Consider the following 22,861-nt stretch of genomic DNA (forward strand, 5'->3'; position numbering starts at 1 on the left):
TTACTCGCCGAGTTCAGCGCGCAGCGCCCTCGCGACCAAGGTACTCGCGTACGGCCTCCTGACTCAGCGGGCCTCCATGGCCGAGGAAATACTGCCGGATCGGCAGCTTGGCGAGAGCGGCCAGGCTATGGCCGTTGCCTGCCACATCCATGTGGAAGTAATGCTCGCCCGGCCGCTGGGCAAACAGAGCCCCCCCCAGCCAGCCACCGAGCATCATGTCGCCGACGAAGGCACGGCCATCGTCGAGCACCACCGCCAGCGACCCGGGCGTGTGCCCGGGCACCGGCAGCACTCGTCCGGCCAGGCCGTACGGGGCCAGGTCGAGTTCGCCATCGACCTCGACGTCAGCCCGCAAAGGCTCGTAACGAGCATCGAGCGGTAGCATCAGGATCAGCCTGGCGGTGAAGCTGGTGGGCGTGACCGGCTCGTTGACGCCGGACTCCAGCATCGAACGATCGCCGCGGCCGGCGATCACCACCGCGCCGCTGCGGCGCCTGATTTCCGCTGCCAGAGCGGCATGATCGGCATGCCCATGCGTCAGAATGACGGCTGACAGGTCCGGAAACCGTAAACCCTCGCGCGCCAAAGCCGCGGCGAGCTTCGGCAGGTCATCTGGGCTGCCCGCATCTACGAGAAAGCAACGCGTGCCGCTCTTGACTAGATGGACATTCGACACGCTGAGCGGGATCTGAACCACTTCCACGTGTTCAAAGTCTCGCCCCGATGCGGCTAGCCCAGATTGAAGGAGGGCCGAAGCGAGAAGCAAGCGCAGAATTTTGATCATTCCGTCCCCGATACAATCGGTGCCAGACGCACTGAGTTGCCTGGAAACCATATCCTGACACAAGACCCGCGATCACGTCACGCAGAACGACCTGGGCGCGCGCGCATTGGCTTCCCAGCGGCCGACAAGCATGTTTTCTGCTCCCGACAGTCGGCCCCAGAATGCGCCACTGGCTGTCTTGCTGACCCAATAGGTGCTAAGGTGCTGGGTGCGAATGGCGCTCCGTACCTTGTAGTTGCGCATGACATACGCGGAGTCTTGGCGCGGGGCGCCCAAGCCTCGACCGTGACTGCGATACGCAGGGAGCACCAGGACGTTTGACCAGGGGTTCAGCCGTAAGACTTGAACGCACATCTGCCGTGCTGACCCTGGGACTACAACGCCACCCGCGAAGACGTGCATTTCAGAGACATGCAGATGGATCGATCGACGAACTCACCAACTTCAGCCGCCTACCGGCGCCGGTGAGGTCTCTTGCTGAAGGAGACGGGCAAGATGAAGCCGCTGACGACTGGAGAGCTGCCGGCCACGGCGGACCCACAGGCACGAGAAGGCATGGGGAACTCGCTAATGGACAGGAAAACAATCCTTTTCTTCGCTGAGGCAGTGACCCTCGCTCATGTGGCACGCCCCCTCGCTCTCATCGAGGCGCCGGACACGAGTCGCTACCATCGGGTCTTCGCCTGCGATCCCCGCTGCCAGTGGTTGCTAGGTGACTTTGCCGGGGAGTTCTGCCCGGTTCCATCGATAGCCAGCGATACCTTTCTCAATCGATTGGCACAAGGCAAGCCGGTTTACGACACCGCCACGCTTGAAGCCTACGTTCACGACGACTTGTCCCTGTTCGAGAAAGTCAAACCCGACCTGGTGATCGGCGACTTCAGGCTGTCACTTTCCGTCAGTGCCCGCCTGGCCAGAATCCCCTATCTGGCAATCAGCAATGCCTACTGGAGCCCCTACTACCGTGTTCCGGCCTATCCGGTGCCCAGCTTGCCGCTGACACGCTTGCTGCCGATCGGGCTCGCGACGATGCTCTTTCGCCTGGCGCGGCCACTGGCTTTCGCGCTCCATGCCCGCCCTCTCGATCAAGTCAGGCGCAAATACGGCATGTCGTCGCTGGGGCATGATGTCCGCCGCGCCTACACCGATGCCGATCACGTTCTCTATGCGGACCTTCCGCAGTTTTTCCCGACGTTGTCCTTGCCGGCAAACCATCATTTTATTGGCCCCATCATCTGGAAGCCACCGGTGAGCGCACCGCTGTGGTGGAATACCCTTTCGTCTGAACGACCAATCGCCTACGTCACACTTGGCAGTTCGGGTCAGGGTGCATTGTTACCACATGTACTGCAGGCACTCAGCGATCTGGAGGTCACGGTGATCGCGGCAACAGCGGGCAGCAGCCTCGCGGGAGCGATACCGGCCAATGCCTACGTGGCCCAGTACCTCCCTGGTGACGAGGCGTCCCACCGCGCCAGCCTGGTGGTCTGCAACGGTGGCAGCCCCACCAGCCAACAGGCTCTAGCTGCCGGCGTGCCGGTAATCGGTATCGCCGGCAATCTGGATCAGTTCCTGAACATGGAAGCCATCACGCGTGCCGGCGCCGGCCTGACCCTGCGCGCCGACCGCTTCGCAGGCACCCAATTGCGCGAAAGCGTCAAGGCGTTGCTTTCGCGCAGCGAGTTCAGCGAATCTGCACGCCGTGTCGCCACGCAATTCTGTGGCTTGTCCGCCAGCGATCGCCTCACCCAAGTACTTGCCCACCATTTTGCACAGGGTGACATCACCGCCCATTCTGTCGCCGGGATGGGCGGCAAGTGACAGCCACACACGTCCGGCCAACGACCGCGACGAGGCCTTTTGGATCGTCTGCGGCCATCGCCTCGCAGAGGCAAGCCGGCGATTCAACGCGCCTGCAGACATCAGAAGGACGGGATCCTAAGCCTTCGAACAGTCACTCCGCCGAGGGGGGTGTGTCGGAATTTCTTACACACGAATGCTCTACAGAGACTCATCGGCGACACGGATTCTCGTAAGTCATTGTTTTTAAATTCCACTGCATAACCAGGCATGGTTTTAGCTTTAGTGAGTTCAGGTGGCTGATTTGGACTGTCATCACAACGCTGCAGAGCCTCTGTTTCTGTTAAGTGCATGTAACTTTCTTGGAGAATTTCAAAATGAAAAAAACTCTCGGCGCAATTGCAGTGGCCGTGGCCCTCGGTGCCAGCGCGTCAGCTAGCGCGGTAACAATTGACCTTTTCTCGACCGATCAGGCGTATCTGACCGATACCGTCATTGATGGCGTTGGTCTGTTTTCACAGGTTGCGGAAGCTGGCCTTCCCGTCGGTAACATCTTGGGCGGCTACCGTGACCTCGGCGTGGAAACGAAAGTCAGCACCAATCCAGCGGTCCGTAACGCAAGCATCGGTGTCGACACTGGTGCCGTGAGCTTTAATACTGACTCGGGGGCCTCCGGCACGGGAATGATCCTCTGGGATGGCTCGCACGCGGCCACGGGCTTCACCGACGTCAACACGACGGGCCTTGGTGGTGTTGACCTGGGGAGCCCGTTCGCCTCGAGTTTTCAACTCGATATCGTCTTCGCCGATGCCGGCTTCGACTTTATCCTCACCGCGTGGACCGATGACACCCACTGGAGTAGTGTGAAGCTGAATTCCCTGGCGCATCCGGTGCCGGGAGTGTCACTCATCCCCTTCCTCGCCTTTCTTGATTGCGACAATATGATCCCGGGTGCCGTCACGACTTGTGCTGGATCGCCCGGTTCCTGGAACCCCGTTGATTTTTCCTCTGTCGGCGCGCTGCAGGCCTTGATCGATCCGCTGGGTACTTTTGTGTCTCTTGACCTCACCCTCGACTCAGTCACGACGGTTCCCGAGCCTGGTTCGCTCGTCCTGGCAGGTCTCGGTCTGCTGGCCCTGGGTGGCATCCGTCGTCGTCGTTCGTCGCTGTAACTCGCGCCGATTTGTCACCCGATGAAGTCGTCGGGTGGCTGGGACGCCCTCTCCACTCACCAGTGCAGAGGGCGTTTTCTTTGGTCCAGCGAGTCGCCCAAGAGCGGACCATTCACCCCCATAGTCAGTCAGCCTCAGTCAGATGACTCCGAGTGGCGAGCAGCACCAGTACCTGCGCCCGGTAGTCGGCCGCGACGCCCGCCTACGCCGCGCGCGAAGCCTCTTGGGGTGGCGATGAAGGCGTGACGAACCGGGTCGCCCTCTTGCTGATCCCGTTGTTCACCTGGCGCTGTTGCTTGATCGGCCTTGCCCGGGAGTCCTGCTTCGCAGCCCTGCCAGGGGCTTTCTTGGTAGCAACTCGCAGATTGACAGCAGCCACCGACGCCGTGGATACTCGTATTCGCGGCGGCCGGATGACTCGCGGCGCTGTGGCTTCCACACCGCAAACGCAGCACGTTTCGGGGCCATCGACCGCGCTGGAGCGGAAAACCGATTGAGCATGCCCGCGGCGCGGCGCCGTGCCCAGGAATTGACCGGGGCACAGTAGCCATCGGTCCACCACGGGTTTGACTGAGGAGCGATGTGATGAAGGCCAGCTATCTCGACTTCCTTCTTTGCGGCGGCGCCATCAGCGCCATCGTCGCGGCCACGCTGGGTTTGATCGTCTGCCTGCTGCCGCTGACGACAGCCCTGGCGGCGGAATACCATGTCATCGTCGACTTCCTGCTCGCTCTACTTTTCTACGGGCTTTTCTCGGCGCTGGTCGTACGCTTGCTCCTGAGATTTCGGCCGATGAAGCCGGGCGAATACACCATGGATTCTGCGACCTTCACGTACTGGAAACTGTTGACCATTGTTTACCGGCTGGGACAGGGTTCGCTCCTTCCCTTCACCCCCGTTTTTGTCAAGCCAGTCGTCGAGGCCCTTTTCGGCGCTCGCGTTGGCACCAACGTCGCACTCGGAGGAACGATTGACGATCCCTACATGGTGACCATCGGCGATGGTGCAGTGTTGGGAAACGCGTCCCTGGTCTCCGGGAACATGCTGCATGGCGGCAAGCTCACCTGCGGCCGCGTAAAGATCGGTGCCGGGGCCACCGTTGGCGTCAATTCGGTAGTCCTGCCGGGCACCGAGCTGGGCGAGAATGTCACGCTCATGGGCGGTTCCTACGTAATGCCGGGCACCAGGATTCCGGCCGGCGAGACCTGGCGAGGCAACCCCGCGCGCAAGTGGCTGTGACGACACTGGAGAAATTCGGGGCTTCGTCGACACGAGCAAGGGCGCCGCTGACGAAGCCTGCGACGACTCGCGATGCTCAAGGTCGCAACCGCAGCAGGCCCAGATCCCCAGCCTCTTCGCGATTGCCGGAGTACCGATATTCGGAACACGTTGTCCGGAATGACATAGTTCTGCGCGATGCTGAGAAGTGGCAACGAGCGCTACCGGCAGCAGACAAGCTGAGGCACCCGATCGGCCGCGGATCGGCCTGACACTTGGGCGGCGCTGCCGCTGGGTGGAGGCATCGTGGCCGTCGACGAACCGTGCAGAATCTGCCACCAGTCGAGCCGCGACCCCGAACAGGTCAGGGTACGCGGCGCCACGCGCGATGTCGAGCACGAGAGCTATACCGTCTGGCGATGCCGGCACTGCGGCACGCTGAACGCGCTCGAACCGGTCGACTATGACCGGATTTACGCCAACTATCCAGTCCAGCGGCAGCGCGACGACTTCTTCTCGCAGCGGCTTCTGGCGAAGCGGCTGAAGATCCTGGTCGCCGCCGGTTTGTTACACGAGCATTCGGTGCTGGATTACGGTTGCGGAAGTGGCCTCTTTGTGCGCTACCTCGTCGACAAGGGCTACCAGTGCCGTGGCTACGATCCGTACAACCAGCAGCACTGCGATCCCGGCGTGCTGGCCCGCAGGTACGATGTGGTGACCTGCCAGGGCGTCATTGAGCATGTCGACGAACCCTTCGAGTTGCTTGCCCGACTGGCTGATCAGGTTGCCCCCGGGGGCAGGCTGATTGTCGGCACGCCCTATTCCGACAACGTCGACATCCACGACGTGATCGATCAACTGGGCGTCTTGCATCAACCTTTTCACCGCTTCGTGCTGTCCAGGAAGCAGGCTGAGACCTTCTCCCGTCTGCCCGGAAAACGGTGTGCTTGAGCCGGAAGACGCCGAGACGATGGCGAACTGGGCGCACGGTGGCGGCTGCTCCCACGACGCCAGCGTGCGCATCGAAGGCACGACCGCCCGGGCCTGGAACGGCTGCTGCGCTCCTGCGCTCGACCGGCCTTTGCGCTCGAGCGCTTGCGTGAAATCGACGCCGAACACCTGGTCTATGAGAGAGCATCAAGCCGAGTTCCGGCGGGCCCTGATCGAGGCCCCTCCGGGCAGCAGTTGGGCGCAACTCTCGCGTCATGTGTGCGCGCTCTTCGACTGGTGCAAGCCCAATGGCGAGCTCAAGGACATGACCTGCCGGGTGGCCATGCTGCGCAGGCAAGCCGACGGCCTGCTCACCCTGCTAGCTGCACGACGGCCGCTCCTCGCCAACCCGAGTATCTGCCACGCACGCCACCGATCCACAGCCCTTGCTCACTCAGCCGGTGCATCAACTGCCGCTGCTCTCTATGCACCAGGTCGTCGGTTCGGCGAACTCGCGTCTGTGGAACGAATACATCGCCCGTTACCACTATCTCGGCCACACGCCCATGGCGGGCAGTCAGTGCCGATAGTTCGTCTTCGCCGGCGAGACCCCCTCGTCGCCTTGCTCAGCTTCGGCGCCAGCGCCTGGAAACTCGCCGCGCGCGAGCAGTTCATCGGTTGGCACGATCACCAGCGACAAAGGAACCTGCAACTCGTGGTGAACAATGCCCGCTTTCTGATCCTGCCCCGGATCCAGTGCAAGGGCCTGGCCGCCAAGATCCTCTCGCTCATGCAGCGGCAACTACCCATCGACTGGCTGGCGCTACGGTTACCGCCCCGTGCTGCTCGAAACCTTCGTCGAGACGCCCCGCCATCGCGGCACCTGCTACCCGGCCGCCAACTGGATCAACGTCCGTCAAACCGCCGGGTGAGGCAAGAAGTGCCCCACCAGCAAGTCGATCCTCCCGATCAAGGATATCTGGCTCTATCCCCTTCACCGATCCTCCCGATCACTCCTCTGCCGCTAACCCCCTCGCCAACCCCACTGCCTCACTACGGGATGGCCGAATACTTACGAAATTCGAGATTGACGCCCCTTGATGGAGGCTCATATACTCCTAATGGTACCGTTGGATTCCCTATCCCTATCACCGATGGCGAACGAAGCCGCACAAGCCGCACAAGCCGCACAAGCCGGCGCCGCGCCGGTCCCATCGGGCCCGCCGGGCCTGTACTGGCTACTGCTCGTCATCGCCATCGTCGCCGAGGTCATCGCCACGACGATGCTGAAGTCCACCGAAGGCTTCACGCGGCTGTGGTCTTCGGTGATCGTCATCACCTGCTACGAGATCGCGTTCATTCTGCTCGCGCTGTGCGTCAAGCGCATCGCGGTCAGCGTGGTCTACGCGCTGTGGTCGGGGGTGGGTGTGGCGCTGGTCACGCTGGTGGCTTGGTTCTGGCTCGATCAGCCGCTGGATGCCGCGGGGCTCGCCGGTGTCGGCTTGATCATCGCCGGCGTGGTGGCGATCAACGGCTTTTCGAAGACCACGGCGGCATGAAGGCGCCTGCGCGATGACCTGGCTGATCCTCTTCGTCGCGATCTGTGCCGAGGTAATGGCGACCACGGCGATGAAGCTTACCGACGGCTTCAAGAAGATCTGGCCCTGGGCCTTCGTGATGGCCGGCTGTTTCGGCCTCGCGCTGTACCTGCTGTCGCTGACGCTCGACACGCTGCCGGTCGGCCCGGTCTACGCGATCTGGTCGGGCTCGGGGGTGGCCCTGATCACGATTGTCGGGCAGGTCGTGTTCAAGCAGGTGATGGACCGGCCGGCGCTGATCGGCATCGTGCTGATCGTCGCGGGCGTGGTGGTGTTGCAGGTGTTTTCGGCGGCGGTGCCGAGGTGAGCGGGCCGGTCAGGCAACCGGACGTACCCCTCTTTGCTGCCCCGTGAACCGGGGTAACATTCTGTTTCGCGCTCGTCAGCCCCACCACCGCACCGTATCTTCGGTCGACGGCGAACTACGCAGTCAGCGGCGTACCCTTGTTCGGCCCGGCGCAATCCGGGGCCGAACACCATCGCCGCTGGCTGCGCACCGACGATCCACTGGCGGAGGTGGATTCGCTGCGCGACGTGTCGCGCTCGGCCGAGCGCACCGTCGGCGTTGGATTGCAGCCGCTGCTGCTCGACTTCTTGATGCTGGTGCGCAGCGCGCGCGCCGCTGCCGCCGTCGGGGGCTCGATCGCCGCCGCACTCGGTGCCGCGCCCGACGAGGTGGCGAATCGCGTGCAGGCGATGGCCCGCGCCGACATGCTGCGCATAACGCGCGGGATCGGCAACGGCGACGATGCGCTCGTCGAGCCCACCGCCCGCCACGCCGCAGCGCTCGAACAGTTCGAAGAATTCCTGGCTGGCGCCTTTGTCTCTCGCGTCACGCTGCGCCGTGCTTTGCTTGTGAATCGCATTTCCGATGCCGCGCTGGCGGCCTGCGTGCAGCGCATCTTCGACCGTTTCTTCGATCTCGGCTGGCTGTACCTGCACAACTGGGCCGGCACCTGCCCGATGATGGCTACGCTGGTGGCCGAAGCGCTGCGCGTCGACGGTCATCCTTCACAGGTGATGCTGGGGTCGTTCGACGCGGTACTCGACAGCAAAACCTTCGGCATGGGGCGCCAGGGTGTGAGCGGACCGGGCAGGCTCGACGGGCACGTGCTCTGTGTTGCCGACGGTCGCGCGGTGGTCACTGCCTCGTCATCGAGGGTGTCTTCGCGGCGGATCCTTCGGGAACGGCGACGCTTCGCAAAAGCCGTGCGCCCGACCAGAAGTTGCTCGACGAAGTCCACGACAGGGTCCGCCGCCGTCTGCGGCGCGCGCTGACCCGAAACCGTGCGAGAGGCGAGCTCTTGCGCAGACGCCTGTAGCCACCACCGCTGCGACGAGCGCTGATCCCTTTGCCCGCGCTTCCGCGAGATCCCTTTTTGCGCCATGCTATGCCAGAATGCGGCGTGGGCACGCATGCCTCGGGAGGGTCTCAGGTGCAAGTGACGTGGGCAGATCTGTGGTCGGAGTTCTTGAACGCCTTCAGGAATATCGTTCGCCAGTATCGACGAAGCCTGTTTGGCATCTCGGCCGTGGCCTTCGGCGTAATTGCGTTGTTGCTGACAGCCGGGTTCGTCGAATGGATTTTCTGGGCGGCCCGAGAGGGCACCATTGAGGAAGGGCTTGGCCACATCCACGTCATGCGGCCGGGTTACCTGGAAAACGGACAGGCGGACCCCTACAAGTACTTGACGCCGGAGAGTGCTCTGCGGGTCCCGGCCATCGAGAAGCTGCCTGCGGTACGCACAGCGGCGCCAAGAGTGGCCTTTACCGGGCTGGTCAGCCACGGAGAAACCACGCTGTCATTCATCGGCGAAGGAGTCAGTCCGGAGAAGGAGCGTATCCTCAGTCCGAGTCTGCAGATCAGCGCCGGCCGCAACCTCACGCCGGAGGACGCCAAGGGAATCTTGCTTGGCCGCGGTCTGGCGGAGAATCTCGGCGCCAAGGTGGGAGACAAAGTGGTGTTGATGGCGACGACGCCATCGGGCGGATTCAACGCCGTCGAGGCGAACGTTCGTGGCTTGTTCAGCACCGTCAGCAAGGCCTACGATGACTCGGCACTGCGGGTTCCCTTGCCGTTGGCCCAGCACCTTCTCCGCATCTCCGGCGTTCACCTTTCGATCCTCGTACTTGATGAAACGGCGCATACTGCGAATATGCTGAAGAAGTTACGTGCGGATTTCAAAGATACCGGCATCCAGTTCGTTCCATGGTACGAACTGGCCGATTTCTACAACAAGACGGTTACCCTCATGTCACAACAGGTCATGGTGGTGGAACTGATCATTGCCATGGTCATCATCCTGAGCATCTCCAACACCATGACCATGAATGTCCTCGAACGTACGTCGGAAATAGGCACCTGCCTGGCTATCGGTCGCCGCAGGTTGCAGATCCTGCGGCAGTTTGTCTATGAAGGGCTGACCATCGGTCTGATCGGCGGTGCGCTCGGCGTGCTCGTCGGCTGGCTGCTGGCAGCCCTGATTTCATGGATTGGCATCCCCATGCCGCCACCGCCGGGCATGACTGAAGGTTACACCGGGGCGATCATGCTGACACCCGGACTGGCAGCGCAGGCCTTCCTTCTTGCGCTCGCGACAACTTTGCTGGCCAGCATTTATCCAGCGTGGAGGGCATCGCGCATGGAGATCGTCGATGCCTTGCGGCACCAACGCTGACTCTTCGACCTGCGGGTATCAGGACAACAAATGCTGAAACTTGCGCTGCGCAATATTCTTCGCCACAAGGTGCGAACCGCCATGACTCTGGCGGTAATTGTCTTCGGGATCGTCGGCCTGATCCTCAGTGGCGGCTTTGTGAATGACATGCTCTTCCAACTGGCTGAGTCAATCATTCGCTCTCAGTCCGGTCATTTGCAGGTTCTGAGAGTCGGCTATTTTGCAAAAGGTGGGCGCAGTCCCGATCAATACCTCATCGACCACCCGGACGAGCTACGCGAATCCGTTGCGAAGCTGCCGCTGGTCGATGACGTCATGCTGCGGATGAGTTTCTCGGGCCTTCTCAACAATGGCCGAAGCGACTGGCCGATAATCGGCGAAGGGGTTGAGCCGGACAGGGAGGCACGACTCGGGACGCAACTGCAGATCATCGCTGGCCGCCAGCTTTCTCCGACAGACCCCTATGGCATCCTGCTTGGCGAAGGCGTGGCGCGGACCCTGAAGCTCAAGCCGGGAGACACCGCCACTGTGCTCCTCAACGCCGCCGAAGGCGCGTTGAACACACAGGAGTTCAACGTGGTTGGGGTATTTCAGAGCTTCTCCAAGGATTTCGACGCGCGCGCCGTGCGGATCCCGTTGTCGGCAGCACAGGAGTTGGTTGGCAGTCCCCGAGCCAACAGCGTGGTCGTCTCCTTGAAAGTAACGGCCGACACCGAGCGCATTGCGGCTTCCCTGCGAAACCGGCTGGCAAGTCAGGATCTGGAGATCAGAACATGGGAGGAACTCAACGATTTCTACAGTAGCACCGCTGCGCTCTATGAGCGTCAGTTTGGCGTGCTGCAGGGGATAATCCTGGCCATGGTGCTGTTGAGCGTCGGCAACAGCGTAAATATGAGTGTCTTCGAACGGACTGGTGAGTTCGGCACGATGATGGCCTTGGGCAACAACCGACTCCGGATATTCCAGCTGGTCGTGACCGAGAACTTCCTGCTGGGCGCTGTCGGCAGCACCCTCGGTGTGGTGGTCGGTACGGCTCTGGCATTGGGCATTTCCGCCATCGGCATTCCCATGCCACCGCCACCCAACTCCAATATCGGCTATACGGCGACGATTCGCGTCGTGCCCTCGGTACTCGCCATTGCCTTCGCAGTGGGCATGGTGGCAACGGTGTCGGCAGCCATCTTTCCCGCCAGCCGGGTTGCCAGAACGCCGGTATCCGACGCGCTCCGGCAGAACCACTGACAGACCATAGCTGCTCTGCGGCCAGCGCCAGCGAACAACATTGGATCTGTCTTGTGGCACTTCTCGCCACAGCCCCGCGACTGAGGCGAGTCATAGCATAGCCTTGGCCAACATCTGATCGCAGCTGGCGCAGGACCCCCTTGATCGGGCATCCTGCGCATGACGGCTATTCCTCGCGCGGGCAAATTGTTCGCCGGCTACCGTGTGGCAGCAATCCCAGCGGCCTGGACGCTTTCGCCACGGCTGCGCCTGCTCCTCAGCCCGAACGCCGCCAGGCCGATGCCCACCAGCAGAAGCGTGGCAGGCTCGGGAACCACCGCCAGCATCCGCTCCGCGAGGAACTCGTGCGCACGGGCGCTGGGGTGGATGGTGTCCCAGAACAGGTGCTCGTCAGGGTTGCCGCAAACCGAAACGGGGCCGGTCGGCGGCGGCGCGACGAAAAGTCCCGCCAAGCAAGGGTTCGTGACGTCCGTGAATCCGAAGTCGCCAGGAGAACCGGCGACCTCACGCAGGAATCCAAAGCTGTCAAACCGGTGCACCGAGACGTCCGGATTCAGCAGGCTGAGCCCGTCGAGGATGCGTGCGAGCGCGTCGTCGTACAACACCGAAAAGAACGTGGCCGCCCCCGAAGCCGCTGGATTGCCGTTGGTCTCCGGCACCAGGCCGAGGTCCGGCACGTTCGGCACCAACAGATAGTCGACACCACTGGCCACCAGACCGCTGAGCACGAACCCGATGTCCTCAATGGCCTCCGTGAGCCGCGCGGTAGCATCGCCGAGGCGGCCGACGGAAGCGAGCTCCAACACGTCACCGATATCGTTCGACCCCGACCAGACGACAAACAGAGCCTTCGAGTCAGCCTTTCCTCCCGTGTCCGCGAGGAACTGAGCGTACTGCCCGCGCAGGCTGAACGGAGAAAAGAGGGCAGAACCCGGCGATCCCGGCGTCGGCAAGCCGACCGGCGGCAACCCCCCCGCTACGTCGAAGGTGTGGTAGCGCGACCGCGCACCGCCGACCGCGTAGTTGGTTCCCCCGGGGGGATTCGGATCAATCCCGGGAGGGACGGCGTCGTCCCAAGGCCTCAGCCCGCGCGGAGTGAGGTCGCCTGTGGCGCCCATGTGGCCCGTGGACTGAAGCCCGGTCCACAGCAGTTCGGAATAACTCTTGCCATTCTCGAAACGCCCCGCGCTATACAGTGGCGAAGCAACTCCGGGTAGCCCGGTCACGGGGATCGGGATCCCCCCGGTTACCGGATTCGAAGCACCGGTCCAGTTGTACAGATTGCCATTGTCCGACAAGCTGTCCCCGAAAACGTACATGGTCGAGAAGCCGGCCAGTGCCACGGCTGGCATCGAAAGAGCAATCGCCGCGATCCAGCCGACGAAAAATTTGCGCATGTGTAAGCCCCCCCAGATGGTTACAGGATAGAAACGCCACCAAATTCACAACCGCTGCACACGGTAACCGACCCGGCTCAGCCAGCAATCGAGCCCATCAGCACCTCTGCACCAGCGAATGCAAGAATTATGCCAAGACAACTATTTCAGTGACTTACCTGATTTCCGAGGATCGTGTGTAAAATTTTCCGACAGCCAACCGTCGCGCCGCGCACCCGGAGATGCCGTTGCCGATATCGCGACGACTGCCCGGGCGCGCAGCCCAAGGCCTTTGGAACGGCAGCCTGTGCAAGGATGGAAGGCGCTTCCGTCATCGTAACCAACAGAATCGTGCCGACAAGCCCGCCGACGGATTGGTCAGGCGATCACCCCACCACCGAGGCAAACCCGGCTTTCGTAGGCCACCACCGATTGCCCCGGCGTGACGACTCATTGCGGCTCCGCGAAGCTTCGCCAACGGTTGCTGATTGAGGCGAGGAAGAACTCTCGCTCCTCCATCTTCGTCGCCTGCCAACCCTCCGTTCACTTCGCCTTGTGCAGCACTCCTTGCCTGAAGATGGCAGGTAGATCACGCGCGCCATGCAGTACTCTTTCGATGCGCACCATGTCGTCCAGCACCCGGAAGAAGACCACATAGCGGCCCATGGGCGCCATGCGTAAACCGGGGGCAAGTTCCTCGCGGCCGGTATAGGCCAGTGGGGCATTGCCGATGCGTTGGCATTGCTCGATCAGCTGGCCGACGAAACGACGGGCGTTGGCCGGACTGTCCTTGGCAATGTAATCGCCGATGTCGAGGATGTCTTGCCGGGACTTCGGCGAGAAGGTGACCGCTACCATCAGGCGGTGCGCTTGCCCCCAGGCTTGATGGTGGGCCCAGCTTCGGCGTAGCGGGCGTTCATTTCAGCGAGAACCTGATCGGCCGGAATGGCCGGGCCGCTGTCGATGCCATCCTGTATGGCCTGCCGCAGGTCGGAGTTCAGCCGTTCAAGCATGGCCGCATAGACATGCGGCGGTAGCAGGTAGGCCGCGGGGCGATTGTGGTTGAGTACGGCCACAGGTTCGGAACCCGCCTGTTCCAGTACGGCGCTGGGACTGCGTTTGAGTTCAGTGATACTCACCGAGCGGGATGCAAGAACCTGTTCCATGGTGCGCCTCGTAATCAAACCAAAATAGGTACTTTATTGTGTTCATTTCATGGCGTAGAGGCAAGCGAAAGCGCCAAGACGATGCACCTTTGCATGCACGACAGGTGCGAACGGACCATGGCACCCCCGCTGGTGTCAACAAGACACTTGCGGTCGCGGTCAATTACGCGATGACGCCACCACCAAGGCAAACCCGGCTTTCGTAGACCACCACCGATTGCCCCGGCGTCACGGCCCATTGCGGCTCCGCGAAGCTGATCAGACACGAGTGTGCGTCGACGTGCTCGACCTCGCACGCGGCATCGGCCTGCCGGTAGCGCGTCTTGGCCGTATATACCCAGTGCGTGTGCGGCGGCTCGCCGGCCACCCAGGACAGGTCGCCGGCGGTCAGTTGGTCGGCGAGCAGCGCCGGATGCGCGTGCCCCTGGACGACATAGAGGACATTCGTGGCGATGTCCTTCCTGGCCACGAACCAGGCATCGTGGTCGCCACTGTCGCCGCTCTTGCCGCCCTTGACGCCGCCGATGTGCAATCCCTTGCGCTGACCGATGGTGTGGTAGGCAACGCCGTCGTGCTCGCCGAGCAGACGATCGTCATCCAGGCCGCGAATCTCGCCCTTCTTCGGCGGCAGATAACGGAGCAGGAACTCCTTGAACGGCCGCTCGCCGATGAAGCAGATGCCGGTCGAGTCTTTCTTGAGTGCCAGATGCAGCCCGGCCGCGGCGGCCATCTTGCGAACCTCGCGCTTGTACAGGCCGGCGAGCGGGAACAGTGTCTTCGCCAGTTGTTGCTGGTTCAGGCGATGCAGGAAATAGCTCTGGTCCTTGGTCCCGTCCTCGGCCTTGAGCAACTGCCAGGCGCCCTGGAACTCGCGCACGCCGGCGTAATGACCGGTGGCGATGCGTTCGGCGCCTATCTTCAACGCATGTTCCAGAAAGGCGCTGAACTTGATCTCCGAGTTGCACAGCACGTCCGGGTTCGGCGTGCGGCCAGCCGCATACTCGGCGAGGAAATGCGCAAATACGCGTTCGCGATACTGACTGGCGAAGTTCACGACTTCGACGTCGATCCCGATCCTGTCGGCAACGCTCAGCACATCGACCAGATCCTGACGCGAGGAGCAGTACTCGTCGGTGTCGTCGTCCTCCCAGTTCTTCATGAACAGACCGACGACATGCCAGCCCTGTTCCTTGAGCAGCAACGCCGCAACCGACGAATCGACGCCGCCGGACAGGCCGACGACCACGGTCTTTCCCTTGTTCATTGCCATGTCCTCGCTAACGTTCGACAGTCACGCCCTCGCCGGGCCCGCTCACCACGCGTGTGGACTCGCCCCCTACATCGCCCTCACCGGCGAGCCAGCGCGGCAAGGGGAGAACCACCGCCGGCTGACCGTTGTCTCGGAACCAGCTATCGACGACATGGCGCGCGGCGGCGTCAGCCGTCGCGTCATCGCCGGCGACCTCCGGCAGTTCCTCGATCTGCGCCGAATAGTGGGCATCGAACAGGAAGCGCACGCGCAGCACGGGGTCGAGTACGCGGTGAAAACGCAACCACCCACGTGCTTCCAGCAGCCGCAAGAGGCGTGTCGTCGTCGTCGAATGATCGATGCAGTCCATCCTCCCACGCACCCCATCGTCGGCGTAGTTGCCGCCGCGATCGGCGGCAATCGGCGTCTGCCGGCCAGCCCAGCCGAGCAGCCAGCCGATCGCCACCGCCAGTCTCTCGCGCTCGTCCTCAGCGCTCGCGGCGCTGCCCAGCAAGGCCCGCACGCGCGCCAGTTGCGGCTCGTCGAACTCCGCCTCGGCCTCGGCCAGGCAGCCGTAGTTGTAGCAGATCCTGACCGTCTCGGCGCGCGCAGCCACCGCGAGACAGGCCAGCACCAGGAACAGCAGCCACCTCATGAGCCGTAGTGAGTCAGCAGGTCGAGCGGATAACGCCGACCGGCGAGCCAGTCCTCGATGCAGCGCAAAACCATGGGGCTGCGGTGCTGCGCCTGCCGCGCGCGGATTTCGTCGAGCGTCAGCCAGTGCGCAGCAATGATGCCCTTGTCGAGCGGCCGGTCGGGATCGACGGCGTGCGCCTCACCACCGAAGGCAAAGCGCAGGTAAGTCAGGTCCCGGGCTTCGTTGCGGTAGTTGTAGATGCCGACCAGATATTGTGGATCCAGGGTGTAGGCGGTCTCCTCGAGAGTTTCGCGGATCACTGCAGCGATCAGCGACTCGCCGCACTCGAGGTGACCGGCCGGCTGGTTGTAACAGATACCGTACTCGGTTTCTTCCTCGACGAGCAGGAAGCGGCCGTCGCGTTCGAGCACCGAAGCAACGGTCACATTGGGTTTCCAGACCATGGGAGGAGCCTTGCAGGGGGAGCCAAGCTGCCATTTTACCGCCAACCGGGGGGCGAAATCGGCTAGAATTTCCGCTTCAGGATTTCCGGCAAAGGGAGAGAAGAACATGTCCATGGCGGATCGCGACGGATTCATCTGGTACGACGGCAAGCTGGTGCCATGGCGTGAGGCAACCACCCACGTGCTGACCCATACGCTGCACTACGGCATGGGGGTTTTCGAGGGCGTGCGCGCGTACAAGGCGGAAAAGGGCACCGCCATCTTCCGCCTCAAGGAACATACCGACCGGCTGTTCAACTCGGCGTACATCTTCCAGATGAAGATGCCATACGACAAGGAAACCCTGCTGGCCGCGCAGAAGGAAGTCGTCCGAGCCAATCAGCTCGAGTCGTGCTATATCCGGCCCATCGTCTTCTACGGGTCGGAAGCGATGGGTATCGCCGCCACGGCGATCAGCACGCACGTGGCCATCGCCGCCTGGCCGTGGGGTGCCTATCTCGGCACCGAGGGGATGGAGAAGGGTATTCGCGTCAAGACCTCGTCGTTCACCCGCCATCATGTGAATATCAACATGTGCCGGTCGAAGTCGGTCGGCACCTACACCAATTCGATCCTTGCCCACCAGGAGGTGGCGCACGACGGCTACGACGAGGCCCTGCTGCTCGACGTCGACGGCTACGTCGCCGAGGGAGCCGGCGAGAACATCTTCATCGTCAGGAACGGCAAGCTGTACACGCCGGATCTGACCTCCTGCCTCGAGGGAATCACCCGCGCTTCCGTGCTGCAACTCGCCGACGAGCTGGCCATCCCCGTAATCGAGAAGCGGATCACGCGCGACGAAGTGTATTGCGCCGACGAAGCCTTCTTCACGGGGACCGCTGCCGAGGTGACGCCGATCCGCGAACTCGACAATCGACAGATCGGCGCCGGCCACCGCGGCCCGATCACGACCCGAATCCAGAGCCTGTTCTTCGACTGCGTGAACGGCCGTGTGCCGGCGCACGACGACTGGCTCGCCTACGTTTAGTCCAGTTTGCAAGGTTGCCGCCATGTCTCAGAACACCCCGCAGAAGCCCATCGAGGTCACCGCTCGTGACCTGCCGCTGCACTGCCCGACCAAGGACGCACCGCTTTGGGCACGGCATCCACGCGTCTTTCTCGACGTCACGCACAGCGGCGAAGTCGTCTGCCCCTACTGCAGCGCACATTACGTCTTCAAGGGCGAGTTGCCGAAGGGGCATCACTGACCGTCTGCCGCTGCCGAGCCAGCGTCGCCCGCTCGCGTAGTCGACCCCAGCCTCAGTGATGAAGGCCCTGATCGTCGCCCCGTCGTGGATCGGTGACACGGTGCTGGCGCAGCCCCTGTTCGTGCGACTGCACGAGCGGATTCCCGGCCTCCAACTCGACGCCCTGGCAGCACGCTGGGTGGCGCCCGTTCTCGAACGCATGCCGGAGATCGCACGCATTGTCGACAGCCCCTTCGCACACGGCGAGCTGTCGCTGAAAGCGCGCCACCGTCTGGCTCGCCAACTGGCCCACGCGGGCTACGGCCAGGCCTACGTCCTGCCCAATTCACTCAAGTCGGCACTGATTCCTTTCTTTGCCGACATCCCCGAACGGATCGGCTTCATCGGCGAAACCCGCTACGGCCTGATAAACCGGCGGCATACGCTGAACAAGGCCCTGCTGCCGCAGATGTGCGAACGCTTCGCACAGCTCGCCGAAGCGCCCGGGGCGCCACTGCCGCGGCCCCTGCCCCTGCCACGCCTGAGCTCGAGCAGCGCCGAACGCGGCGGCACGCTGGCGTCGCTGGGCCTCAACCTGCCGGCAAAGCTCGCCGTCTTCTGCCCGGGCGCCGAGTATGGTCCGGCCAAACGCTGGCCGGCACGGCACTTCGCGACGCTGGCCAATGCTCTGGCCGACCGGGGCTTCGCCGTCTGGCTACTCGGCTCGCCCAAGGACCGTGCCATCGGCGACGAGATCGTCAGCCTGTCCGGCTCGGCCGGGCTGCCGCTGAACCTCTGCGGAGCGACCTCGCTGACCCAGGCGATCGACCTGCTGGCTGCCGCCTCCTTTGTCGTCTGTAACGACTCCGGACTGATGCACGTCGCCGCCGCCCTCGACCGGCCGCTGATTGCCGTCTATGGTTCGTCCTCGCCAGGCTTCACGCCGCCACTCTCGCGCCAGGCGAGGGTCATCAGTCTGGCGCTCGAATGCAGCCCCTGCTTCAAGCGCGAGTGTCCGCTGGGGCATCTGGATTGCCTCAACAAGCTGGACCCGCAACGGGTTCTCGCCGCCTGCCTGGAGGGTCTGCCGGCATGATGGCGGTTTTTGCCACCCCGGAGGACGTCGAGGCGACCTTCTACGAAGCCATCGCCCGCGCCGATCTGGCGGCCTTGATGAGCGTCTGGGCTGACGACGAAGAGATCGTCTGCATCCACCCGACCGGCCAGCGCCTGACCGGTGCCGCGGCGATCCGCGACAGCTGGCGCGCAATCTTCACCAACAACCCGCAGTTGACGGTGCGTCTGTCGCGCGCCGTCCGCTGGAGCGGCATGTTGCTGGCCGTACACAACGTTGTCGAAACGCTCTACATCGGCGACGAGCGCAAGCCGCATGGGCCGATGCTCGCCACCAACGTCTTCCAGCGCGGTGCGAGCGGCTGGCGCCTGCTGGCGCACCATGCATCGACCGCTGCCGACAGGGACGCCGCCGAGACACCGGGAAGCAGCGGCAGCGACGGGGCAACGCCACGGACCCTGCATTGACCGCTTACCGCGCGCCATCCTGGCTGCCCGGTGGCCACGCGCAGACCATCTACCCGCTGCTGATCCGGCCCGACCCCCTGCCCTGGCGCCGCCAGCGATGGCAAACCCCGGACGCCGACTTCATCGACCTGGACTGGCATCCTGGCGAGCCGGCCACCCCATCGACGGCCAGCGCGCCGCTGCTGATCCTCTTCCACGGCCTCGAAGGCAGCTCGCGCAGCCACTATGCGACCACCCTCATGGCCGCCGCCGCCGCCATCGGCTGGTCTGGCGTGGTGGTGAATTTCCGCGGCTGTTCGGGCGAGATCAATCGCCTGCCGCGCGCCTACCACTCGGGCGACAGCGACGAAATCGACTGGATCCTGCGCCGCCTGCGCCAACTCTTTCCGGCGCGCCCGCACTACGCCGTCGGCGTCTCGCTGGGCGGCAACGCTCTGCTCAAGTGGCTCGGTGAACGCGAGGCGGAGGCCGCCGATTGTCTCGGCGCTGCCGCGGCGATCAGCGCGCCGCTCGACATGAGCGCCTGCGGCCACCATCTCGGACGCGGCTTCAACCGCGTCTACACCAGACATTTCCTGCAGACGCTCAAACGCAATGCCGCCGCCAAGCTGCGCCGCCATCCCGGCCTCTTCGACGAACGGCGCATGCGCGCGGCGAGCAGCCTGTACGAATTCGACGATGTCGTCACGGCACCGCTGCACGGTTTTGCGGGCGCCGACGATTACTGGCGGCGCGCTTCGAGCAAGCCCTGGCTGCCCGCCATCCGGCTGCCGACGCTGCTCCTCAACGCCCAGAACGACCCTTTCCTGCCGGCCGGGACGCTGCCAGCCGCCGGACAGGTGGCGACCAGCGTGCGGATCGACTTTCCACGCGCAGGCGGACACGTCGGTTTCGTCACCGGCAGCCTGCCGGGGCGGCTCGCCTGGCTGCCGCAACGCATCCTTCATTACTTTCAGCACGAGGTCTGACATGAACGCTCCCCTCCCCGCGGAAATCTTCAAGGCCTACGACATTCGCGGCATCGTCGGCAAGACACTGACGGCCGACATCGTCCGACGCATCGGCCATGGACTCGGCTCGCTGGCGAGCGAACGCGGCCAGCGCGCGATTGCCGTCGGCCGTGACGGGCGCCTGTCGGGACCGGAACTGGCGACGGCACTGATGGAAGGCATCCGCATGGCCGGGATCGATACCATCGACGTCGGCTGCGTGCCGACGCCGGTCGTCTACTTCGCCGCTCACGAACTGGGCTGCGCCAGTTGCGTCGCCGTCACCGGCAGCCACAACCCACCCGATTACAACGGCCTGAAGATGGTCATCGGCGGCGAGACCCTCGCCGGCGAGGCGATTCAGGGGATCCGCCGGCGGGTGGACGCCGACGAGCTGCAGCACGGCAGCGGCCAGGCGAGCAGCGCCGATGTCCGGCGCGCCTACCTCGCACGCATCACCGGTGACGTCCGTCTGGCGCGCCCGATGAAGATCGTCATCGACTGCGGCAACGGCGTCGCCGGCGCCATCGCCCCCGAACTCTTCCGCGCGCTCGGCTGCGAACTCGTCGAGCTTTTCTGCGAGGTCGACGGCAATTTTCCAAATCACCATCCCGACCCGTCGAAGCCGGAAAACCTGCAGGATGTCATCCAGGCGCTGCGCGCAACTGACGCCGAACTCGGACTCGCTTTCGACGGCGATGGCGACCGTCTCGGCGTCGTCACCAAGGACGGGCAGATCATCTACCCGGACCGCCAACTGATGCTCTTCGCTGCCGACGTCCTCGCCCGTTGTCCCGGTCAGCAGATCATCTACGACGTCAAATGCACGCGCCTCCTGGCACCGTGGATACGTGCGCACGGCGGCGAGCCGCTGATGTGGAAAACCGGGCACGCGCTGGTCAAGGCCAAGCTGCGAGAAACCGGGGCGCCGCTGGCAGGCGAAATGAGCGGCCACGTCTTCTTCAAGGAACGCTGGTACGGCTTCGACGACGGCCTCTACGCCGGCGTTCGCCTGCTCGAGATCCTGTCGCGCGCCGCCGATGCGAATGCCGTGCTCGAGGCTCTGCCCGACAGCAGCTCGACACCGGAGTTGAACATCGGCATGCAGGAAGGCGAGCCCTTTGCACTGATCGAGGATCTGCGGCATAACGCGCAGTTCACGGGAGCGCGCGAAATCATCACCATCGACGGCTTGCGCGTCGAGTACGCCGACGGCTTCGGTCTGGCGCGGCCGTCAAACACGACGCCGGTGGTGGTGCTAAGATTCGAGGCCGACGACAGCGCGGCACTCGAACGCATCCAGGCCGATTTCCGGCGCGTCCTCAACGCGGCGCGACCCGGTCTGGCGCTGCCTTTCTGAGGCGTTGAACCCTTCGTCCGACGACAGGCAAGGATGGCTGGCGATGATGACCGAGCAATTCCTGAAGAACGCCTTCCTCTTCCGCCAGCCAATCCTGAATCGGCAGCAGGAGCTTGCCGGCTACCAGCTGTCTTTCCAAAGCAACGATGCGCTGGCCGCCGACGGCAACGCGCCTGGCGCCAGCGCACCCCTGTGCGCCGCCTATTCCGAACTCGGCATGCGCAGCGCCCTCGGCAATGCCTGTGCGTTCATCGGCATCGACGCCGGCTTCCTGCACCAGGAGGCGATCGAGCTGCTGCCGCCCGAAGGCGTGGTCCTCGAACTTCTGCTCGACGGCGTCCCCGACAAGACCACCTTGCGGCGCTGCCAGGACCTGCGGGCGCGCGGCTATTCACTCGCGCTGACCGACTATCGGGGGATAGACGACCGTAGCCGGCTGCTTCTGCCGATGGTCGAGGTGATCAAGATCGACCTGCACGCCGCCGGCGAAGGCCGACTCGGCGATCTGGCCGGCTCGCTGCGCCACCTGCCGATCAAGCTCCTCGCGCAACACGTCGACAGCCGCGAACAGCTGGAGCGTTGTCGAAGCCTCGGCTTCGACCTCTTCCAGGGGCGTCACTTCGCGCAGGCCGAAATCGTCAGCGGCCGGCGGCTTTCCGCCTCGCAGGCGGCCCTGATCCGCTTGATCAACCTCGTCGGACGTGACGTAGACACCACCCTCATCGAGGACGCCTTCAAGCACGAACCGGCGCTGACGCTCAACCTGCTGCGCGTCGTCAACGCCGTCGGCCACCGCGGCAACCGCTTTGCGCAACCGGTGACGTCGTTGCGCCACGCGATCACCCTGCTCGGACGACGCCAGTTGCAGCGCTGGCTGTCGCTGCTGATGCTGGCGCCGGGCAGTGCTGCGGCCGACCCGGCGCGTTCGCCCCTGTTGCAGGTCGCCGCCCTGCGCGGACGCATGATGGAACTGCTCGTCGAGGTCGGCCAGCCCCGCGATCAGAAGCTGGCGGATCTGGCCTTTCTCACCGGCATCCTGTCGATGATGCCGATCGCCCTCGGCCTGCCGATCGACGAGATTCTCGAACAGATTGCCGTCGAGCGCGAAGTACGCAGCGCGCTGTGCCGGCACGACGGCCTGCTGGGCAAGCTTCTGGCCCTGCTCGAGCGCTTCGACGGCGACGATGCGGCAGGCTGCGATCAGTTGTTGTCCGCGCTACCCGGCCATTTCGACCGGCACACGCTGAACACCTGCCTGAGCGCCGCGCTGCGCTGGTTGAACGGCGGGAGCGACTGAGCCGCCTCCCGGCGTCGCAGCCAGTCGCGATGGCCAACCACAGAGCATCACCCGGCATCGTCGTACGACGACACCCGTGATATCGCGAACGAGAAGGGCAGAATCGAGAGAAAGAGAAAGCTGCGACAAGCCG

At 63.7% G+C, this 22,861-nt stretch carries 23 protein-coding genes and 2 pseudogenes; 17 read left to right on the forward strand and 8 right to left on the reverse strand.

Translation table 11 applies throughout. The features are described 5' to 3' along the window. Positions 1–13: 13 nt before the first annotated feature. The gene (locus tag CAP2UW1_RS14540) at positions 14–703 is read right to left on the reverse strand and encodes an MBL fold metallo-hydrolase (RefSeq protein ID WP_199931476.1); all 690 of its coding nucleotides are present in this window, start codon (positions 701–703) and stop codon (positions 14–16) included. 576 nt (positions 704–1,279) lie between these two features. Here CAP2UW1_RS14540 and CAP2UW1_RS14545 point away from each other — a divergent pair. From CAP2UW1_RS14545 to CAP2UW1_RS14590, 10 genes and pseudogenes are all read left to right on the forward strand, one after another. Then, a complete protein-coding gene (locus CAP2UW1_RS14545) occupies positions 1,280–2,605 on the forward strand; it encodes a glycosyltransferase (RefSeq protein ID WP_015767380.1) in 1,326 nt (441 codons plus the stop codon). 356 nt (positions 2,606–2,961) lie between these two features. Further along, positions 2,962–3,756 carry a PEP-CTERM sorting domain-containing protein gene (locus tag CAP2UW1_RS14550; RefSeq protein WP_015767381.1) on the forward strand — a complete coding sequence of 265 codons (795 nt, stop codon included), beginning with the start codon at positions 2,962–2,964 and terminating at the stop codon, positions 3,754–3,756. A 585-nt stretch (positions 3,757–4,341) separates the two neighbouring features. Then, positions 4,342–4,995 carry a DapH/DapD/GlmU-related protein gene (locus CAP2UW1_RS14555; protein WP_015767382.1) on the forward strand — a complete coding sequence of 218 codons (654 nt, stop codon included), beginning with the start codon at positions 4,342–4,344 and terminating at the stop codon, positions 4,993–4,995. Positions 4,996–5,280: 285 nt separating this feature from the next. Further along, on the forward strand, positions 5,281–5,925 hold the full coding sequence (locus tag CAP2UW1_RS23930; protein ID WP_015767383.1) for a class I SAM-dependent methyltransferase: 645 nt from the start codon (positions 5,281–5,283) through the stop codon (positions 5,923–5,925). Positions 5,926–6,247: 322 nt separating this feature from the next. After that, positions 6,248–6,661, forward strand: a pseudogene (locus tag CAP2UW1_RS26140) (Druantia anti-phage system protein DruA); the annotation flags it as partial. A gap of 397 nt (positions 6,662–7,058) precedes the next feature. Beyond that, positions 7,059–7,463, forward strand: coding sequence for a DMT family transporter (locus CAP2UW1_RS14570; RefSeq protein WP_081444192.1), 405 nt, complete (start codon positions 7,059–7,061; stop codon positions 7,461–7,463). Between the two features lie 13 nt (positions 7,464–7,476). Next, the gene (locus CAP2UW1_RS14575) at positions 7,477–7,809 is read left to right on the forward strand and encodes a DMT family transporter (RefSeq protein WP_015767385.1); all 333 of its coding nucleotides are present in this window, start codon (positions 7,477–7,479) and stop codon (positions 7,807–7,809) included. Positions 7,810–7,946: 137 nt separating this feature from the next. Then, complete coding sequence (locus tag CAP2UW1_RS14580; protein WP_015767386.1) at positions 7,947–8,780, forward strand: hypothetical protein; 834 nt, start codon at positions 7,947–7,949, stop codon at positions 8,778–8,780. A 158-nt stretch (positions 8,781–8,938) separates the two neighbouring features. Beyond that, positions 8,939–10,180, forward strand: a complete 1,242-nt coding sequence (locus tag CAP2UW1_RS14585; protein WP_015767387.1) for an ABC transporter permease — start codon at positions 8,939–8,941, stop codon at positions 10,178–10,180. Between the two features lie 30 nt (positions 10,181–10,210). Continuing rightward, entirely contained in the window at positions 10,211–11,422 is a 1,212-nt protein-coding gene (locus CAP2UW1_RS14590) for an ABC transporter permease (protein WP_015767388.1), read from the forward strand. Between the two features lie 197 nt (positions 11,423–11,619). On the opposite strand, the gene CAP2UW1_RS14595 is transcribed toward CAP2UW1_RS14590, so the two are convergent. The 7 genes and pseudogenes from CAP2UW1_RS14595 to CAP2UW1_RS14620 form a co-directional block, all read right to left on the reverse strand. Beyond that, positions 11,620–12,774, reverse strand: coding sequence for an SGNH/GDSL hydrolase family protein (locus tag CAP2UW1_RS14595; RefSeq protein WP_412566873.1), 1,155 nt, complete (start codon positions 12,772–12,774; stop codon positions 11,620–11,622). A 402-nt stretch (positions 12,775–13,176) separates the two neighbouring features. Continuing rightward, positions 13,177–13,266, reverse strand: a pseudogene (locus tag CAP2UW1_RS26145) (aminomethyltransferase beta-barrel domain-containing protein); the annotation flags it as partial. A 75-nt stretch (positions 13,267–13,341) separates the two neighbouring features. Then, entirely contained in the window at positions 13,342–13,656 is a 315-nt protein-coding gene (locus CAP2UW1_RS14600; protein WP_015767390.1) for a type II toxin-antitoxin system RelE/ParE family toxin, read from the reverse strand. After that, positions 13,656–13,964, reverse strand: a complete 309-nt coding sequence (locus CAP2UW1_RS23940; RefSeq protein ID WP_015767391.1) for a type II toxin-antitoxin system prevent-host-death family antitoxin — start codon at positions 13,962–13,964, stop codon at positions 13,656–13,658. Before CAP2UW1_RS23940 ends, CAP2UW1_RS14600 begins: the two co-directional genes overlap by 1 nt. 163 nt (positions 13,965–14,127) lie before the next feature. Next, entirely contained in the window at positions 14,128–15,228 is a 1,101-nt protein-coding gene (mnmA, locus tag CAP2UW1_RS14610) for a tRNA 2-thiouridine(34) synthase MnmA (RefSeq protein ID WP_015767392.1), read from the reverse strand. A gap of 13 nt (positions 15,229–15,241) precedes the next feature. Then, positions 15,242–15,868 carry a hypothetical protein gene (locus CAP2UW1_RS14615; protein ID WP_015767393.1) on the reverse strand — a complete coding sequence of 209 codons (627 nt, stop codon included), beginning with the start codon at positions 15,866–15,868 and terminating at the stop codon, positions 15,242–15,244. Beyond that, positions 15,865–16,314, reverse strand: coding sequence for an NUDIX hydrolase (locus tag CAP2UW1_RS14620; RefSeq protein WP_015767394.1), 450 nt, complete (start codon positions 16,312–16,314; stop codon positions 15,865–15,867). The genes CAP2UW1_RS14615 and CAP2UW1_RS14620 overlap by 4 nt, the downstream gene beginning before the upstream one ends. A 106-nt stretch (positions 16,315–16,420) precedes the next feature. Between CAP2UW1_RS14620 and CAP2UW1_RS14625 the strand changes: the two genes are divergently transcribed. Genes CAP2UW1_RS14625 through CAP2UW1_RS14655 form a run of 7 tightly spaced genes read left to right on the forward strand, consistent with a single transcriptional unit; the run spans position 16,421 to position 22,728 of the window. Continuing rightward, a complete protein-coding gene (locus tag CAP2UW1_RS14625; RefSeq protein ID WP_015767395.1) occupies positions 16,421–17,341 on the forward strand; it encodes a branched-chain amino acid transaminase in 921 nt (306 codons plus the stop codon). Between the two features lie 22 nt (positions 17,342–17,363). Beyond that, positions 17,364–17,561 carry a zinc-finger domain-containing protein gene (locus tag CAP2UW1_RS14630; RefSeq protein ID WP_015767396.1) on the forward strand — a complete coding sequence of 66 codons (198 nt, stop codon included), beginning with the start codon at positions 17,364–17,366 and terminating at the stop codon, positions 17,559–17,561. 58 nt (positions 17,562–17,619) lie between these two features. After that, entirely contained in the window at positions 17,620–18,636 is a 1,017-nt protein-coding gene (gene waaF, locus CAP2UW1_RS14635) for a lipopolysaccharide heptosyltransferase II (RefSeq protein ID WP_015767397.1), read from the forward strand. Beyond that, positions 18,633–19,082 (forward strand): YybH family protein, encoded by a 450-nt coding sequence (locus CAP2UW1_RS14640; protein ID WP_015767398.1) that lies wholly within the window; start codon positions 18,633–18,635, stop codon positions 19,080–19,082. Before waaF ends, CAP2UW1_RS14640 begins: the two co-directional genes overlap by 4 nt. After that, positions 19,079–20,050: a hydrolase gene (locus CAP2UW1_RS14645; protein WP_015767399.1), complete on the forward strand. Its 972-nt coding sequence runs from the start codon at positions 19,079–19,081 to the stop codon at positions 20,048–20,050. The genes CAP2UW1_RS14640 and CAP2UW1_RS14645 overlap by 4 nt, the downstream gene beginning before the upstream one ends. A 1-nt stretch (position 20,051) precedes the next feature. After that, a complete protein-coding gene (locus tag CAP2UW1_RS14650; protein ID WP_015767400.1) occupies positions 20,052–21,431 on the forward strand; it encodes a phosphomannomutase/phosphoglucomutase in 1,380 nt (459 codons plus the stop codon). Positions 21,432–21,474: 43 nt separating this feature from the next. Continuing rightward, positions 21,475–22,728 (forward strand): EAL and HDOD domain-containing protein, encoded by a 1,254-nt coding sequence (locus tag CAP2UW1_RS14655; RefSeq protein WP_015767401.1) that lies wholly within the window; start codon positions 21,475–21,477, stop codon positions 22,726–22,728. Positions 22,729–22,861: the final 133 nt, after the last annotated feature.

It is taken from the genome of Candidatus Accumulibacter phosphatis, from assembly GCF_000024165.1.
In the GTDB taxonomy this organism is placed as follows: Bacteria; Pseudomonadota; Gammaproteobacteria; order Burkholderiales; family Rhodocyclaceae; genus Accumulibacter; species Accumulibacter phosphatis.